Genomic DNA, 17,906 nt, shown 5'->3' on the forward strand with positions numbered 1-17,906 from the left:
TTATAACATGAAAAATCTAAATCTAAATCTAAATCTATTACTGCTTTGCTTTTCGATTTTACCTTTGCAGCTTTTTTCACAGGGTAAGTTTTCAAAAGATGAACAGGAAAAATTATCAAGAGCCGAATATTTGTTTGAGGAAAATAATTTCATCTCAGCATTACCCTTGTATCTTGATTTTGAGAAAAAGTATAAATCTGAAATATTTTTTAAATATAAAATAGGAATATGTTATCTAAATAAACCAGATGAAGTTGAAAAAGCAATTCCTTATCTTGAGCAATGCCATTCCCTTGAACCATCTTTAAAAGATGTTTCTCTATATCTTGGATTAGCATATTTAAAGGATTATAAATTTGATATGGCATTAGAGTTATTCAATCAATATGTTAAGCAAAAACCTTCTGCTGATATGATTGCACTAGTTAATAGGTATATTTCTAATGCTGAGAACGGTAAAACAATAGTTTCAAACCAGGTTAAATCTCTTGTTGAAAATATTGGAGATCCAATCAATACTGAGCATTCTGAATATGTTCCTTTAATTTCTACCGATGGATCTGTTTTGATTTTCACCTATAGGGGCAATAGGAGTAAGGGAGGATTACAGAATAAATCATTTAAATCTGATCCTGATGGAATTTATTACGAAGATATTTTTATTTCATACAGGTTAGGAGAAGAATGGCTTACCCCTGAGGGCATTGGAGATAATATAAATTCCAATCAGCATGATGCTGCAATTGCCCTTTCAGCCGATGGTCAAAAAATGTTTATTTATAAAAGCAGTGCCAAAATAAAGGGCGATATTTATATAAGTTATCTTAAGGGCGATGAATGGTCAGTACCTGAACCAATGGGGGAGAATATAAATTCTAAATCATGGGAAGGTAGTTGTAGTTTGTCGAGTGACGAAAATATTTTGTATTTTTCTAGTGAACGTCCTGGAGGATTTGGAGGAAGAGATATATACCGTTCACATAAAATGCCCAATGGTGAATGGGGAAAAGCAGAAAATCTCGGCCCCGCAATAAATACAAAGTTGAATGATGATGCACCGTTTATTCACCCAGATGGGATTACCTTGTTTTTTAGCTCCCAGGGGCACACAAGTATTGGAGGTTATGATATTTTTTCTTCCGTATTATTGAATGAAAAGTGGTCTGTACCTGAAAATCTTGGTTATCCGATCAATACAACGGGTGATGATATTTATTATGTAATTACTGCAAGCGGAGAGAAAGGGTTTTATTCTTCTTCAAAGGCAAATGGAAAGGGTTTGCAGGATATTTATTCGGTTACTCCAGCTTTTCCTGGTGTTAAACCGGTTTTGGCCCTCGTTTTGGGCGCTATTACTGCGGATGGAGAACCTGTTGAGGCTAAAATATTTGTAACCGATGTAGAAAAGGGAGAACTTATTAGTGAATTTAATTCAAATGCAGTGAGTGGTAAATACATACTCGCACTTACCCCAGGAAAAAACTATAAATTGGCCTTTGAAGTAGAAGGATATGAACAACAAATAGAATATATAGATATAAAGTCTTTAGATACTTATGTACAAGTTGCAAAGGACCTGCACTTTTATAAGGATGAATCGGAGAAACTATCCTCCGCGATACAACCAGAACCTATTCAAAACATGATTCGTCAAGAACTTGAGAAGGTTAAACAGGATAATACAAAGGAAAATTATGAAGCTAAAGTATACAATCAAATTTTAAAAGAACATGGAGACGAAAAAGTAGAGGATGTTAATTTTTATATTACCCTTCCTCCCGAAACAAGCCAAAAACAATTAAATAATGTAAATTCAATTGCCTCTGTTGAAAAAACAGTTAGCCCTGAAGGTGTTCAGGTATTAAAGGCAGGTCCTTATAAAACTTTCCTTGAGGCAGAAATTGCCAGGCATCAATTAAAAAAAGCGGATGAATCTTTTTCAAAAACAATTGTAACTGTTAATGATAAAGGGAATGAAAAAACAGTGAAAGAGTTTTATCCGGAAATGTATACCAAAACCTATGATAAGCCTCTTACAGCTGATGTTGATTTTCAGGAGCAAAAAACAGGAGGAGATAACGCAGTAAAGGTTAATAACAAAACAAATGAATTAATTAGTGACAATGCCAATTACAAAAACCTTGTTGTTGACCTTGGTAATGTTAGTATGGAAGGTTTGTCCTTTAAACTTGAGCTAGGATCATTTGAAAACCCTGATGACTTTACATTGCAGCATCTTGAAAAATATGGAAAAATAGAAAAAAAATTATATGATGATGGTAAAACCCGTTATAGTATGGGGCCTTTCACTACCCTGGCTGAAGCAGAGGAATTTAGGCAAATGATTGTTAAAAAAGAACCCCAAACAAGTGATGCTTTTGTTACAGTTTTCTATTTTGGCCAAAGAAAAAAAGTGGAAGAATTTTTCAATCAGCCTTGTGATCCTGTTATTGCCTTTGAATTTCTGAAGGAATTTATTGGAAAAGACCTTAATGATGAAAAAATATACAATGAATTTATAAAAAAATGTGGAAAGTATACTTGTGATGGCCTTGTGTTTAGGGTGCAAATTGGAGCATACAGGCATCCAAAAAATTTCAAATATAAGAATTTGGACGAATTTGGATCTGCTGATATCACAGATTATCCTGATGGAATAACAAGATTTACGATGAAAGAATTTAATTCTATTTCCGATGCTGAAATATTCAGGAAAAAGGTAATTAAAAAGGGGACAAAAGATGCCTTTATTACTGCCTTTCATAATGGGGAACGTAAATTATTAGATGAAGTAATTCTAAACAATTTTTTCCTAAGAAGAGAACTTTAATTTTCAGTTTGGATTAGAAATTGCAGAAAAATAGTGTTTTACCACAATTGCAATTGCTCTTAATTTCCAAATGGAGAATGAAATTGGAAAAGAAGGGGAGTTTATTTTATAAAAGTAATTGGATATTATATTTATTCCTGTTTTTCCCTACTTTTTAAAATCATAGGTTATTCCTAATTTTATTAACAAGCTAAAGTCGCTTTCTGGCCTTAAAGGGAAATTATTGATATAATCCTGGCCATTTATTGTGTAATAAGTTCCAACGCCAAAACTTGTATCTAAATAGAATTGTTCATGCATATTTTTTCGCAATCCGAAACCCAGGTAATTTTCAATTGTATTTTGTTTTGGAGCTGTTCCATTAATATTGGTATTTGGTCCTGAGCTGCTGGGTTTTAAGTCAGCACTTAAATGGTACATTAGGTTTATATGATAATAGATGTTCATTTTGCTTAAATTTGAAGCAAGGTCATGTTGAAAATAACCCTGGATACCAGAAAGATTAAATCTTTCCCTTTGAATATTGGGGCCAAGCGCGATTAAGTTTTTTCTAAATGTATAATAAATACTTGGGTTCAAATTTAAACCCAATGCACTTCCAGTATAAGCTCCCGCTATATTTATTCCATAATTAGTATTAAATTGGGTGGATCTAAGCGTATCAACCTGGTTTTTTATTGGTGCTTCAGATACTGTTGCCTGAGCCATTGTTGGTAAAATTAGAACAGAAAAGTATGATGTAAACAGAATTGCGATATAAAGAAAGAAGTTAAAGTTTTTCATAATTAATTTGTAGTTTAACTTTACAATCCAAAAGATGAGCCAGTGTTTTTTAGCTTTTGATGTTTTTTAAGATGTGAATTATTTTCTTCATAATGAGAACTTTTAAGATTAAAAACAGCAATAATTAGAATTTAAACTTTGAGTAATTCAATAGTTTTACAAAAAATATATTTTGTTTACTTATGGGGAAAAGTGCATTCATAGTTCTTTATTTTGCTCTTGCAATATTCAGTAAGGTTCCCCTGCTTGCCCAAGAAATCATGGTTGAGAATGAATCGCCAGAAATTATAATTTCAAAAGGATTAACGTTTTTGAGTGAATCCCAACAGAAAGAAACAATTGGTTTTAATTATTTTAAAGGCGAGTGGGGTAGTTATATTAAAAACACGAATTATTTTCCCCTGTTCATAAAAAAGGGAAAATCAGCTTATGATTCCAATTGTTTCACAACCACTTCGGTTCATAATCTGTTAGCCGAAATTTATCTTAATTATCCCAATTTTGAGATAATCCCAAGCATGCTGGAACCTGCAATGGAAAACATTCTATTGTATCAAAGCAATAGTACTTTTAATTTTTGGCATAATCTACCAAGTGTGAACCCTATTCAAAGAAGTAAACATGTTGAAAACAATCAGAAATACATGCAACACAGGCCCAATAATTTTATTTTTAAATCAAAATTTATGAATAAATGCGCCAATATATGCAACGATGCGGATGATACGGCTTTGGGGTTTATGGCTTTAAAATTAAATAATCAAGTCAAAAATAAATTAATGCTTGACTCTGCATTCCTTGTCCCGGATTCAATTGGCCATTATTTTTCCAGATACCGAAATTTAAAAAGAAAAAAAACACATTATTATAACTTCTTTTTCGGAAAGAAAAAATACCTTAAGGGAACTTTTTGTACGTGGTTTGGTGAAGAAACACCTTTCACAGGAATTAGTTTTCTGCCCTTTTCAAGCAGGCAAAATCAATATATTCCTTATAATTCAAATGAAGTTGATTGTATAGTAAATGCGAATATACTTTTAGCTTTAAGCCACTTTGGTGAACTAAATACTCCAGGAGTAAAAGAAGCTGTAATTATGCTCAAAAACAACCTGCTAACAAGCAATTGCAATTACTGTGGCATTTATTACCCTTCAGAATTTACGCTTCATTACATCATTTCTCAACTTATTGCCCAAGGCATGACGGATTTTGAGGACTACATTCCTGTAATGGTTGATCGATTAACAAAAAATCAACGTGATGATGGAACATGGAGAACAAAAATTAAAGGAAATGAACTACAAGTTACATTGTATGCATTAATTGCACTATTAAACATTGACCAGGTAGAAAAACACAATACGCTGCCTTTCATAGAAAAATCGATGAACTTCATACTTAATCAAGCAATTGAAAATGAAAATCAGGTTCATTGGCCCGGAGGGGTGTTTTTTTCAGGAGGAACCGTAATAAGGGATTCCTTTTTATGGCGATCCGATGCGGTAACTACAGCCCTAGCCCTTACTGCAATATTAAAATACAATGAATTGAAAACGAAGAGGGAAGTTAAACAATAAAGGGAAATTTATTTCATCACTATCCAGTTTATAATTTTATTGAAAAATGAATCGGGCATTATTTTTCGGAAAAAGAGCATCAATCCGGCTCCTGTACCTGCCGAATAGCGTAATTTATTTGAATTGGAAATAGCTGCACTGTAAATTACTTTTGCTACCTGCGCAGGAGTTCCTCCCTGGTCTACAAAGCTTTGCATGTTTTTTATTGCTTTTTGATGATTCATTTCATAAACAGAAGATTTGCCTTCCGTTGAAAAATCCATTGAACGGGAATAAAATTCTGTTTTAATTGGTCCAGGTTCAATTACTTTTACTTTAATGTTGTAGGACAAAAGCTCATGTTGCAGAGATTCAGAAAATCCTTCAACGGCCCATTTTGTTGAATGATATAAACTGTAAAAAGGAAAAGTTAATCTTCCTCCAACTGAAGCAACATTTATAATCGTTCCACTTCTCTTTGTTCTAAAATGAGGAAGTATAGCGCGACAAACATCGAAAAGTCCAATTACATTGGTTTGAAATTGCCTTTGAATTTGTTCTTTTGATGCATCCTCAAAAGGGCCGGTAAGGGCATAACCTGCATTATTTACAAGAACATCAATTCTTCCAAAATGTGCAAGCCCCAATTCAATGGATTGTTTAATGCTTAAAGAATCGCATACATCTAATCTTGCAATTATAAGGCTGTCCGAATTAATCAACTCTGTTTCATTTTCTGGAGAACGCATACTGGCAACAACATTCCATCCATTTTTCAGAAAATAAACTGCTGTGGCTTTTCCTATACCTGCGGAGCTTCCGGTAATAAACACTGTTTTTTTCATATGTAATAATTTTTTTAATTTTTAAAAATTAGAAAGAATACGCCATATTATATTCATTCCTGTTTGTTACTTCGTGCATTGGGTAAAACAGAAAGAGCTGTTGGATGAGAACAGCTCTTTTAAACAATTTAATTTGTTGTTTTTGGTGTTTTAATCATAGAAAAGCAAAAACTTTAAATGTGCAACCTTAAATTAAAAACAATATTTATTTTCTGAAATTAATTTTGCTGCAACCCTTCTTCTTGACTCTTTTGTATTAAATGGAGCAGATTTTGTGAACCTTTTGAGTCCCATAAGCATCATGCGCTGTTCGTCTCCTTCCGCAAAAGAATTTATGGCTTCTTTTCCTGCAGCGTTAATCCTATCCGAAGCATCACTTATAAATACCCGCATCATATCAAGTTGATTTACGCAAGCCTCTTCCCCTCGCAGTGAGGTGAGCTTTTCAACCCTAAGCAATATACTCTCCGCCAGGTAGGTGTCTATTAACATATCAGCAATATTCATGAGTATTTCCTGCTCTTTTGACAATTCCGCCATAAGTTTTTGAACAGATGCGCCAGCAACCATTAAAACAGCTTTTTTGAAATTCTCCACTGCTTTTTTCTCGGTACCAAACAATGTCATGTCTTCTTTTCCGAAATCAGGTATTGCAAGGAGTTCGCCTGCAACTTTTTGAGCAGGTCCCATCAAATCCAGTTCGCCTTTCATGGCTCTTTTTAGCATCATGTCAACTGTAAGCAACCTGTTTATTTCATTGGTGCCTTCGAATATTCTGTTTATTCGGGCATCACGATACGCTCTGTCCATTGGTGCTTCTGCAGAGTAGCCCATGCCACCATATATTTGTACGCCCTCATCAACTACATAATCCAATACTTCGGAACCTACAACTTTTAATATAGCTGCTTCAATGGCAAACTGCTCTACACCTTTAAGTATGGCTCTTTCTTTTTCCATTCCCTTTTCCATCAAATCATTTATGGCCTCTTCCGTATTGTGACTTGCCCTATATAAAGCAGACTCACAAGCATAGATTTTGATTGCTTGTTCTGCAATTTTTCTTCTTATTGCTCCATACTTTGCAATGGGTCTCCCAAACTGTTGTCTTTCATTAGCATATTGAACGGATAAAGTACTTACCTTTTTAGATGCTCCAAGTGCTGCACCTGCAAGTTTCATTCTTCCAATGTTTAATATGTTTACAGCTATTTTAAACCCGTTTTCCCTATCAGATAATAGGTTTTCTACAGGCACTTTGCAATCATTAAAAAACACCTGCCTGGTAGAACTTCCCTTAATACCCATTTTGTGTTCTTCGGGATTTAAAGAAATACCACCAAAGCTTTTTTCTACTATAAATGCACTTAAATTCTTATCGTCATCAATTTTGGCAAAAACAGTGAAAACATCGGCAAAACCTCCGTTAGTTATCCACATTTTCTGGCCGTTTAAAACATAATGTTTTCCATCCGCTGTTAATGTAGCTCTTGTTTTTCCTGAATTGGCATCGGAGCCAGCACCGGGTTCTGTTAAACAATAACAAGCCTTCCATTCTCCTGAAGCTAGTTTTGGAATATATTTTGATTTTTGTTCAGAATTTCCATAATAAAGAATAGGCAATGTTCCAATCCCTGTATGTGCTGAAAGAGCAACAGCAAAGGAATGTCCAGCTCCGGTAACTTCTGTAGCAAGCATAGAGGTGGTAAAATCTTTTCCAAAACCACCATATTCCTCAGGAACAGAAATTCCAAGCAAACCAAGAGCACCTGCTTTATCTAAAAGAGAAGGCATCAATCCTTCCTCCATGCTATCAATCCTGTCAAGATTAGGAAATACTTCCTGGTCAAGAAAGTCCTCGCAGGTTTGAGCTATCATTAATTGTTCTTCATTCCATTGTTCTGGAATAAATATTGAATCAGCATCAGTTTGGTGGATCAAAAACTCTCCCCCTTTTATTGTTTTTTTACCTGTAGTTTCCATGAGTTTAAAGTGTTGTATTGTTTTAATTCAGTTAGTTTAGAAGTTCGAAAACCCCAGCAGCACCTTGTCCAGTTCCAACACACATGGAAACAAGGCCATATTTTTTTTGTCTTTTTCGTAATTCATTGAATATTTGAACGGATAGTTTTGTACCCGTACAACCTAGTGGATGGCCAAGTGCAATTGCTCCACCGTTCACATTTACTAAATCAGGGTTTAAATTCAAATCTCTGATAATTGCAAGAGACTGAGAGGCAAAGGCTTCATTAAGTTCTATTAGGTCGATATCACTTTGCTTTAGATTAGCTCTTTTTAAGGCCTGTGGAATTGCTGCAATTGGTCCAATTCCCATTATCCTGGGGTCAACGCCTGCAACTGCATAGGAAACAAGTCGGGCAATTGGTTTTAAACCCAATTCATTTACCATTTTTTCAGACATAACCATTACAAATGCTGCTCCATCTGAAGTTTGGGAGGAATTACCAGCAGTTACACTTCCAGTGGCAGAAAAAACAGGTTTCAAACTGTTTAATGCCTCAACTGAAGTTCCAGCCCTAGGCCCTTCATCTGTGTCAACTGTATATTCTCTTGTTTGTTTTTTTTCGTTTTCATCCAGGTAATTTTCAATAACTTTTACCGGTACAATTTCATCCTTAAACCTTCCTTCTCCAATTGCTTTTAACGCTTTCATATGGGAATTATAGGAGAATTCGTCCTGATCCTGTCGTGAAATTTTAAAATCATCAGCAACGGCTTCTGCTGTAAGTCCCATTCCCCAATACCACTCAGGATGGTTTTTGGCAATGGCCGGGTTTGGCACAATCCTCCAACCGCCAAAAGGGATAGGTGACATCGTTTCAACTCCTCCTGCAATAATACAATCCGCCATTCCAGAGCGGATTTTTGCAGATGCAATTGCAATTGTTTCCAACCCGGAGGAACAATACCGATTCACAGTCATTCCCGGAACCTTGTTGGTATCAAGGCTCATTAAAGAAATCATTCTTCCTACATTAAGACCTTGCTCAGCCTCTGGCGTGGCATTTCCTACAATTAAATCATCTATTCTTTCTTTTTCCAACTGTGGAAGTTGGTCCATAAGATGCCTTATTACTTTTACTGCAAGATCATCAGGTCTTGTTGAACGGAAAACTCCCCTGGGGGCTTTTCCTACTGCTGAACGATAACCTGCTACTATATATGCTTCCATTTTTTCTTGTATTTTTTTATTTACACTCTAGTTAAACGTTTAGTTTCTCAAGACCTTGCCACCAGTAATAATACTTTGCATTCTTTCCAGTGTTTTCCTTTCCGCACAAAGAGACACAAAAACTTCTCTTTCCATATCCAACAAGTATTGTTCAGAAACATCTGTAGCATTTGAGAGATCTCCCCCTGCCATTACATATCCTAATTTTTCGGATATTTTTTGGTCATGGTCTGAAATATAATTACCTGAACGCATTGAATTTGCACCTGCATAAACCAGTCCCAAGACTTGGTTTCCCAATACTTTGATGTCTTTTCTCTGAACTGGTCTTGTGTAACCATCTTCTACCATTTGCAAAGCGTGTGCTTTGGCCTCGGCCAATAATCTTGGCCTTGAAACCACAACTACGTCAGTACCTTCTCTTAAATAACCCAATTCAAAGGCTTCATGGGCAGAAGTTGAAACTTTTGCCTGACCAATTGTAAGAAAACGGTTTCTAAATTGATTGGTTTCCATATCACCGGGGTTTAATTCATCTGAAAGCCTTAAGGCAAACTCTTTAGTTCCTCCACCTCCTGGGATTAATCCAGCGCCAAATTCAACTAAGCCTATATAACTTTCTGCATGTGCCACAACCTTATCGGCATGCATGGATAATTCACAGCTTCCCCCAAGGGTTAAATTGTGTGGAGCAACCACAACAGGAATGTCAGAATAGCGTATGCGCATCATTGTTTGTTGAAAGGCTCTTACAGCGAAATCAATTTCATCGTAATCCTGCTCTATGGCCATCATAAATACCATTCCCAAATTAGCACCTGCTGAAAAATGTGCTCCTTCATTGGAAATCACAAGGGCTGAATACTCCTTTTCTGCAAGGTCAATAGCCTTATTTATTCCCTCCAGAACTTCACTTCCCATAGTATTCATTTTGGTATGGAATTCAAGGTTAATAACACCATTGCCAATGTCTATAATGGTAGTTCCTGAATTTTTCCAAATTGTTTTTGTGGGGCGAAGGGTATCAAGCATGATATATTCTTCTGTTCCCGGGATAATTAAGTAGGATGAAGAATTTTTATCGTAATATTTCTTTTGGCCCTCTTCAATTAAATAAAAAGAATTAAAGCCTTTATCGAGCATTTCATAAATCCATGCTGCAGGTTTACTTCCCGCTTTTTCCATTGCCAGCACAGTTTCTTTAACACCCAATGCATCCCAGGCTTCAAATGGGCCAAGCTCCCATCCAAATCCTGCATTTAGAGCAGAATCTATTTTGTAAAGTTCATCAGAAATTTCAGGAATACGATTAGAAACATATTGAAACAGTCCGTAAAAAGAGCTGCGGTAAAATTCTCCTGCCTTATCTTTACCTGAAATAAGAACTCTCATACGTGTTCTTAAATCTTCAATTGATTTAGTTGTTTCAAGTGTTGCAAATTTCACCTTTTGAGTAGGCCTGTATTCCATTGTTTTAAGGTCAAGAGCCAGGATTTCGCTTTTTCCTTCTTTACTTTTTACTTTTTTATAAAAACCTTGCCTGGTTTTATCACCAAACCATTTATTCTCTACCATTTTATTGATAAAAGAAGTAGGGGTAAATAATTCAAGGGCTTCATCCTGAGGACAATTTGCTTTAACACCATTGGCAACGTGCACAAGCGTATCAATTCCTACAACATCACAGGTTCTGAATGTAGCAGATTTAGGACGGCCAAGTACCGGGCCGGTTAATTTATCAACTTCCTCGACTGTTAAATCCATTTTTTCAACCAAATGAAATAAGGCCATAATGGAATAAACTCCTATACGATTGGCAATAAATGCAGGAGTATCCTTGCAGAGCACAGTGGTTTTTCCAAGATACAAATCTCCATAATGCATAAGAAAATCAGTCACTGCCTGATCCGTTTGAGGGGTAGGAATAATTTCAAGTAATTTTAAATATCTAGGGGGATTAAAAAAGTGAGTTCCACAAAAATGTTTTTTAAAATCATCGCTTCTTCCTTCAAGCATCATATGTATTGGAATTCCAGAGGTGTTACTTGTAATTAAGGTTCCGGGAGAGCGGAATTTTTCAACCTGATCAAATACTTTCTTTTTTATGTCAAGGTTTTCTATCACTACTTCAATAATCCAGTCACAATTTTTGATGTCTTTCATGTTGTCATCAAAGTTTCCCGTTGTAATTCTGTTTGCGAATGATTTTGTATAGATAGGGGATGGGTTTGATTTTAAGGCAAACTGAAGAGCTTCGTTTACAATTCTGTTTTTAACTTGTTTTTTCTCCAAGGTAAAACCTTTTGCTTTTTCAGCCTCAGAAAGTTCTCTTGGAACAATATCCATTAGCAAAACTTCTAAACCAATATTGGCGAAATGGCAAGCAATTCTTGAACCCATAACTCCTGAACCAAGCACTGCTACTTTTTTTATTGAACGTTTCATTTTATTCAAAATTTATTTAAATGTAAAAATGGCTTATCAAAATTAATTTTTTAAATTGTATTTCATCTGAAAATTACTAGTTTTTGACGTTTAAATTTAAACTTAATGTAATAATTTTATCCTTTGTTTGAAAAACAATATACTTTATCTAACCTTTAAAGTTTTTAAATTAATCAATATAGTTTTTTTCTGCAATTTTGTTTATTATTTCCATTACTTCAAAAAAAACATCAATCTTTTCTTTAGAAACTTCTTCACGTACTTTTTTATTAAAGTTTTTTACGGTTTTTTTTGAAATTTCTCTTTTTATCATTCCTTGCTCTGTTAGAAAAATCTTCACCGCTCTTTTATCTTTAATATCCTGTTTTTTAATTATGAGTTTTTTGTCTTCAAGTGTTTTAAGCATTCTAGTAAGGCTGGTTGATTCCATGCCAATAAGTGCAGCAATTTGAGTTGCTGTAGTACCTTCTGTTTTATCTATATTTAATAAAACATAACCTATTGAGGCGGAAAGTTCAAATGGAGAACCATTAGAATTATACATTCTGGCCACTGTGTACCATGATGTTTTAAGATTAAAACAGATGCTTTCTTTTTGCTTCATAGAAATTCAAAAGTAGTAAAATTTATTATGCGTGCATAATAAAACAGATTAAAATCAGATGTTTTTATTTTTTTTAATCGAAAGTAGTGAAATACACTTTTGCTGTGTAAAGACATTCGACTCCAATGTTGCTGAAAGCAACAAACGGTAGCCGGTAGTAAAATACTACAGGGTAATATAATTTTTAATTAGTTGAAAAAATCCTGTTTTGCAAAATCAAGAAGGATTAAAATTCCAATTGTCCAAAAAGAATATGCTTTATTGTTAATTAAATTCTAAAGCCTTGTGAATATTATAAAGTACATGTTCCCTGTGGGCAATAACCTCATTGTTAATTCCTGGCTTTGCTTTGAGCAATTTTTCAACCTTGTTAATTTGGTATAGTACAATTGAAGATGTTCTGTGATCGTATTTTGAATTGTCTTCTTCAATTACTTTAATCAATCTATTGATGTATTCCATTTGCAAATTTTGTCTGAATCCATTAACATTTGTATTAAGATCTTCTTTGAAAATGGCATCAGTTAAATCATTGAGCATTTCTGAAAGAGAATACTCATTCCCGTATAATTCACTATCATTTATTCTTTGAAGAACAGTTGGGTGAAGAATATGATCAAATACATTTTTTTGAATTTGTAGAACCCGTGTATGAATTTTAGGATCTTCAGTTGCAGACATAAAGTTAAAACCCCTACGTTGCATTTGCAAGAAACTATACAACTCAGAAGGAGTTTTAAAAGTAGAGGATGAGAAAACATATTTTGATAATGCCTGCATGGCTCTTTTTTGATCTTCGTAACTAACAGGATTAAATGGAATTCCTGCCCCTGATTGACCGGAAAAAGACCTGTCTACATAAACTCCTCCAATGTATCTGGAAATAATCGATGAGGCTTTGTCTATTTCCATTGTAAGTAGGAGATAAGCATTGCGTAATTGATGGAATGATTCATCCTGAACAGAATATTTTTCCAGCAATTTATTTGTTAATCCATTTGCAAGGGTAATTCTTTCAACAGAGTATGTGATGGCATCGTTTGACATGTCGCCTATCATTACTCTTGGATCAATTCCTCTTCCTGGCTTTCGCATGTCATCACCATCATTGCCAAACATTAAAGCTGGTTCATTGGATCGGGAAAGAATAGTTTTAAGTCTTTGTTGTTCCTCGGTTTTATTCACTAAAGCTTCGGAATAGCCATATTGTATGGCCCATTTATCATAGGGGCCTGGCTTAACAGTAAAATAATGACCTTGTTTTGTTTTGTCGGCAGAAAGATTAACAGCAGGATAATCCATCACAGAGCCACACATTCCGGTTTTTGAAGTCAATTCTTTATTATGAATTTCCAATGGAGAATACAACTGACTCGCTTTCATATTATGATTCAAACCAAGCGTGTGGCCTACTTCATGCAATACCAGGTAATACAGTGCGGATTTGATAAATTCCTCTTTTTCTTTTTCCTCTGCATCATTTACAACAAGTGAGGTTAAACCAAACAAACTGGAAGTGTGAAGGTGGTGTCCAAGAGAGCAAAAGTTTTCATCATCGTTTTCAAGCGTGCTTTCATGCATTAATCCAGCTGTTCCAAAAAGTGTTTCTTGCTTTAATCTATTTGTGATTGAAACAAATTCAAGAATAATGTCAGCTCCAAGGATTTGCCCTGTACGAGGATTTACAAAACTTGGCCCATAACCCCCAAAGGGTGGGTTGGGGGAAGAAACCCACCGAATTACATTATACCTTATGTCCGATGCGTCCCAAAGAGCAGTATCTGGTTGAATATAAACTTCAATTGCGTTTTTAAAACCAGCCTCTTCAAAGGCCTCATTCCATGCTAATACTGCAGACTCTATGGTTTTTCGGTATTCAACGGGGGTTGTGTTTTCAAGCCACCATACAATAGGGGTAACAGGTTCTGAAATTTTTTCTTTTTTATCTGTTTTTTCAAGATGCCAGCGGTGTATTAAATCCTTGTATGGGGTTGCACTTACCGAAGTCATATCGTTTATTTCCCTTGTGAAAAAACCAACTCTTGGATCATCTTCCCTTGTTTTATAACCATTTTTAGGCATTTCAATAATACTGTGTTGTATTTTTATACTCACAGACCTACCGTCAGTAACATCGCTACCGATTTTTGATGAGGATGATGGATTATCAAAAACGTATTCCACAATAATATTTGAATTTTTGGGAAAAGATTTGATTTCTAGAAATTTGCTTTTGTATTTATTAAGAGAACCCAATGAAAATCCTCCACTCAACATTGCCATTAATCCCTGAGATTTTTTTATTTGTTGCAGGTATTCTGAAAGAAAAATATCATCAGCCCTAACTAGAAATTGTGATTGGTCCTTGTCCTGCGCAATAATTGGTTGACTAATCATTGTTGATTTACTGATATTTGCATCAGCCGCTTTACTTAATGCATTTCTTTTGTCAAAATAAAAGGATGTGTTTTCAGTAACAAATTCAATTCTATTGAAATGTTTTTGTATTGTAAAAACCTTATTGTCTTCATGGCTTCCTCTGTAATGACCCGTTGCAATAACCCCGTCAATAGTTTTGCTGAAATAAATGAATTCTTTATCCAATTGTTCTTTTTTTACAAGCAAATAAACCGTGCCATTTACAGTATCCTGGTATAAATTCAATAAGCCCTCATACTTGTTACATCTTCTAATAACCGAGGCTATCGATTTAATATCTTCTTTATCTACAATTACAGTTATCTCCTTTGTGTTTGCGACTAATGGATCCACTTTCTCTTTTTTTAAATTAAATTGAGCGGATGACTCAGAAAAAGAAAAAATAAAAAAAACGATTGGGATAAAAACGGGTAAACGAAGTTGGATTTTCATATACGGGTTTATTAAATGGAACTGTTTTAAGCATTAATTGAGCAGATGTATAACGGCCTGTTGCCCTGTTTAGTGTGCTTGCGAAGGTTTTTCTTTGTTTTAATACAAAAAGAAAATCCCCTTTAAAGAATAATATATCTCAAAGGGGATTCTGAAAAAACAGTTCTTGATTTTTTTAAAAAAATCAGAGGTTCTCGTTTTTAAAGATCTTATCAATTAAAGCTTTATTAGTTTCTGTGATAATTTTTCTTTTGAGACTTAACTTGGGTGTCATTTCTCCTTTCTCTATTGACCAATCTCTTGGAAGAAGTTCGAATTTTTTTATGGTTTCGTATTGGGCAAGGGAGGCATTTACTTTGTTTATTTCTTCCTGGATGCGCTTTTTAACCTGGGGGTCGTTTATTATTTGCTCATTGGAGTCATAGGGAATGTTTTTTCGCTTACACCACTCCGATAAATGAGCAAAAGCAGGTGCTATAAGGGCTGCAGCAAATTTTTGATTTTCTCCAATTACCATTACCTGTTCAATAAACATGGATTCTTTTAGCTTATTTTCAATAATCTGTGGTGCTATATATTTTCCACCTGAGGTTTTGAAGATTTCCTTTTTACGATCAGTTATTTTTAAATATTTTCCGTCCTCAAATATTCCAATATCTCCTGTATGGAACCATCCTTGGCTATCAATAACTTCTGCAGTGGAATCAGGACGTTTAAAATAGCCCATCATAACATTGGGGCCTTTTACAAGAATTTCACCATCCTCTGCAATTTTAACCGTAACCCCTTCAATAACTTTGCCTACTGTACCGAATTTGGTACCACCATTTTCCAATGTATTCACTGAAATTACCGGTGAGGTTTCAGTAAGTCCATATCCTTCCAGAACAGGAATTCCAGCGGCTGTAAAAACCCGGGCGAGTCTAGGTTGAAGAGCAGCTCCTCCCGATGCTATGGCCCTAACATTTCCACCAAGTGCTTCTCTCCATTTGTTAAAAATAAGCTTGTTGGCAATCTTTAATTGCAATTCGTACCAAAGGCCGTTTTTTCCATTTAATTCATACTTCAAACCTAAATCCAAAGCCCAAAAAAACAATTTATGTTTTACTCCAGTAAGATCAGTTCCTTTTGCCACAATTTTATCATAAACTTTTTCAAGTAACCGCGGAACAGCTGAAAATACATGAGGTTGGATTTCCCTAATATTATCACCTATTGTTTCCAGGCTTTCGGCATAGTAAATAGAGGCTCCTTTAAACATATAAAGGTAGGTAAGCATTCTTTCAAAAACATGATTCAGGGGTAAAAAACTCAACACCCTGGAATCAATATCAAGAGGAGGTAAGTCGCGTACAGCGTAAAGATCACTTACAATGTTTTTATGTGAAAGCATTACCCCTTTTGGGTTTCCTGTGGTGCCTGAAGTGTACAGAAGAGTTGCCAATTCAGTGTCTTTTATGGAAGCTTTAACCTCTCCTAATTGATCAGCGAGTTTTTGAGAATTTTGTTTTCCTGATTCAACTAATTCAAGCCAATTTTTTACTCCATTAATTTTATTGAATGAATAAATGTCTTTAATGGTTGAAACCTGGTTTTTGATCTTATTTACCTTGTCATAAATTTCCTGAGAGGAAACAAAAACGTATTTAATTTCCGCATCATTGAGAATAAAAACAAGGTCCTGCTCACTTATTGTTGGATAAATGGGAACATTTATTGCTCCTGTTTGCATAATGCCCATATCAGTAAAATTCCACTCGGGCCTGTTGTTTGCAATCAAAGCAATTTTATCCTCTTTTTTTACGCCTAGCTCTAAAAGCCCATAACTAATGTGATTTGAATAATCAATGAATTGGCGGGTGGTGTATTTTACCCATTGACCATTTTCCATTGCTCCAAGTGCATCTTCCTTGTCGAAATTGTCAGCATACCTTGTTAGCAGGTCAAATATTCTAAAATTTTCCATAGGAGAATGTGTAATATAATTTATTTCAAAATTAATAAATTAGTTAGTAAGCGAATAAATATAGTAAAATTTAAGTATCAGAAGAAATAGGAGTTGGTTTCCATGTTTCTTTTAATCTATAGAAGAGAATTCCTGGCGCTTTTTTCCACCATACACTATTACACCATTAAATCCATATTTTTTATGTCTTTCAATAGATACACCCGTGTATTGATAGTCGGAATTCAACATATTTTTTCTATGGCCTAAATTTTCTACACCCTCATCAATCAATAATAGAATTACTATTAAAAGTCCATTTGCAGTTCCATAATTACAGTTTTCCCCTATTCCATTGTATTTTTTCATAACATCTTTGGTCCTTTCCTTAAAATCGAAATGTCCTGTTCTGCCAGTTTTGCCCGATTTTTCTGCATGTTGTCTTGCAATTCCGGATAAATCTTTTTGAGGGATTAATGGGCTTAAAGAAGGACTGTTTTCAAGATCTTTTTTTAGGGATGCTATCCATTTATTGCTTCTAATGTTGTTTTTCTTTAAGTATTCTTCCAGAAATGTGCTGGCAAACAAAGGTCCATCTATGCGCGCAAGATTAGTATAATAAACAATCTCCTTTTCCTCATGGCTTAGGTATTTTATTTCTTTAGCAGTATTGGCCTGCTCAATTTTGATTTCATCCCATTTTGGCTGGGATTGGGCTTTGGTAAAAAACAAACTTGAGCCAGAAAGGGCAATTATCAGGGTGGTGTATAAAATATGATTCATATTCTAAATATTTCAGATTAAACGAAATTTTGATCTGAAATGGTATAAGAA

At 34.8% G+C, this 17,906-nt stretch carries 11 protein-coding genes; 2 read left to right on the forward strand and 9 right to left on the reverse strand.

The features are described from left to right. Positions 1–7 precede the first annotated feature (7 nt). Positions 8–2,830: a PD40 domain-containing protein gene (locus H0V01_07245; GenBank protein ID MBA2583164.1), complete on the forward strand. Its 2,823-nt coding sequence runs from the start codon at positions 8–10 to the stop codon at positions 2,828–2,830. A gap of 147 nt (positions 2,831–2,977) precedes the next feature. On the opposite strand, the gene H0V01_07250 is transcribed toward H0V01_07245, so the two are convergent. Beyond that, on the reverse strand, positions 2,978–3,613 hold the full coding sequence (locus tag H0V01_07250; protein MBA2583165.1) for a hypothetical protein: 636 nt from the start codon (positions 3,611–3,613) through the stop codon (positions 2,978–2,980). Positions 3,614–3,795: 182 nt separating this feature from the next. Between H0V01_07250 and H0V01_07255 the strand changes: the two genes are divergently transcribed. Next, the gene (locus tag H0V01_07255; protein MBA2583166.1) at positions 3,796–5,190 is read left to right on the forward strand and encodes a hypothetical protein; all 1,395 of its coding nucleotides are present in this window, start codon (positions 3,796–3,798) and stop codon (positions 5,188–5,190) included. A gap of 8 nt (positions 5,191–5,198) precedes the next feature. On the opposite strand, the gene H0V01_07260 is transcribed toward H0V01_07255, so the two are convergent. From H0V01_07260 to H0V01_07295, 8 genes are all read right to left on the reverse strand, one after another. Further along, the gene (locus H0V01_07260) at positions 5,199–6,014 is read right to left on the reverse strand and encodes an SDR family oxidoreductase (protein ID MBA2583167.1); all 816 of its coding nucleotides are present in this window, start codon (positions 6,012–6,014) and stop codon (positions 5,199–5,201) included. Between the two features lie 192 nt (positions 6,015–6,206). Further along, the gene (locus H0V01_07265; protein MBA2583168.1) at positions 6,207–7,997 is read right to left on the reverse strand and encodes an acyl-CoA dehydrogenase family protein; all 1,791 of its coding nucleotides are present in this window, start codon (positions 7,995–7,997) and stop codon (positions 6,207–6,209) included. Between the two features lie 31 nt (positions 7,998–8,028). After that, on the reverse strand, positions 8,029–9,207 hold the full coding sequence (locus H0V01_07270; protein MBA2583169.1) for an acetyl-CoA C-acyltransferase: 1,179 nt from the start codon (positions 9,205–9,207) through the stop codon (positions 8,029–8,031). A gap of 39 nt (positions 9,208–9,246) precedes the next feature. Continuing rightward, positions 9,247–11,652 (reverse strand): 3-hydroxyacyl-CoA dehydrogenase/enoyl-CoA hydratase family protein, encoded by a 2,406-nt coding sequence (locus tag H0V01_07275; protein MBA2583170.1) that lies wholly within the window; start codon positions 11,650–11,652, stop codon positions 9,247–9,249. Positions 11,653–11,821: 169 nt separating this feature from the next. After that, on the reverse strand, positions 11,822–12,256 hold the full coding sequence (locus H0V01_07280) for a MarR family transcriptional regulator (GenBank protein MBA2583171.1): 435 nt from the start codon (positions 12,254–12,256) through the stop codon (positions 11,822–11,824). A gap of 264 nt (positions 12,257–12,520) precedes the next feature. Further along, the gene (locus H0V01_07285) at positions 12,521–15,028 is read right to left on the reverse strand and encodes a zinc-dependent metalloprotease (protein MBA2583172.1); all 2,508 of its coding nucleotides are present in this window, start codon (positions 15,026–15,028) and stop codon (positions 12,521–12,523) included. A gap of 283 nt (positions 15,029–15,311) precedes the next feature. Further along, entirely contained in the window at positions 15,312–17,093 is a 1,782-nt protein-coding gene (locus H0V01_07290) for a long-chain fatty acid--CoA ligase (GenBank protein ID MBA2583173.1), read from the reverse strand. Positions 17,094–17,204: 111 nt separating this feature from the next. Continuing rightward, a complete protein-coding gene (locus H0V01_07295; protein MBA2583174.1) occupies positions 17,205–17,855 on the reverse strand; it encodes a CAP domain-containing protein in 651 nt (216 codons plus the stop codon). Between the last annotated feature and the right edge of the window lie 51 nt (positions 17,856–17,906).

The sequence above is a fragment of the Bacteroidota bacterium genome, assembly GCA_013696965.1.
Classification (GTDB): Bacteria; Bacteroidota; Bacteroidia; order JACCXN01; family JACCXN01; genus JACCXN01.